Below are 702 nucleotides of genomic sequence, written 5' to 3'. Positions count from 1 at the left end.
CATAGCCGGGGGTTTTTCATATGCGGGCATAGCCCTAGAATACTAGCCACGCGTCACGTCGCGTAAGTACGGTCTGCCAGCCGCGAAGGATTTGTTACTTCCCGCCCGTAAACGGGCTGTTCAGCTTACTGTTTGCCCATCATCGTAAGCTGTTCTCCCTGCTGGTCGATTTCATACTGGGTTCGGATGTACTCTTGGATTTTCTTTGCGTTTTTGCCTGCGGTGTCCACGTAGTACCCTCTGCACCAGAATTCTCTGTTTCGGTATTTGAACTTCAACTCCGGAAACTGCTCATACAGCATCAAACTGCTTTTTCCTTTCAGGTATCCCATGAAACTTGAAACAGAAATTTTGGGTGGGATCTCCACCAACATGTGGATGTGGTCCGGACATACCTCGGCTTCGACAATGTGCACACCCTTCCATTCGCATAATTTTCTTAAAATCATTCCGATTGCGCGACGTTTCTCTTTGTAAAATACCTTCCTCCGAAATTTTGGGGCAAAAACTATGTGGTATTTACAATTCCACGTGGTGTGTGATAGACTGTTTGTGTCGTTCATTTTGAATGACCTCCCTTTGCTTGGTTGTGCAGTTGGCAGACCGCACTTCCATTTTAAGCAAAGGGAGTTTTTCTGTCATCATCATCGACATAAGTCTTTTTTCGAACCACTCGCCTAGCGAGTGGTTTTCGTTATACAA

Annotated in this window: 1 protein-coding gene; it reads right to left on the bottom strand. The window is 46.0% G+C overall.

The annotated features are described in order from the left end of the window. Window positions 1–125: 125 nt before the first annotated feature. Window positions 126–563, bottom strand: a complete 438-nt coding sequence (gene tnpA / locus B5F27_RS16365; protein WP_087369079.1) for an IS200/IS605 family transposase — start codon at window positions 561–563, stop codon at window positions 126–128. Between the last annotated feature and the right edge of the window lie 139 nt (window positions 564–702).

It is taken from the genome of Faecalibacterium sp. An192 (assembly GCF_002160175.1).
GTDB lineage: Bacteria > Bacillota > Clostridia > Oscillospirales > Ruminococcaceae > Faecalibacterium.
Note: the sequence above shows the minus strand (reverse complement) of the source record. Positions and strands in the feature narration are given on the sequence as shown.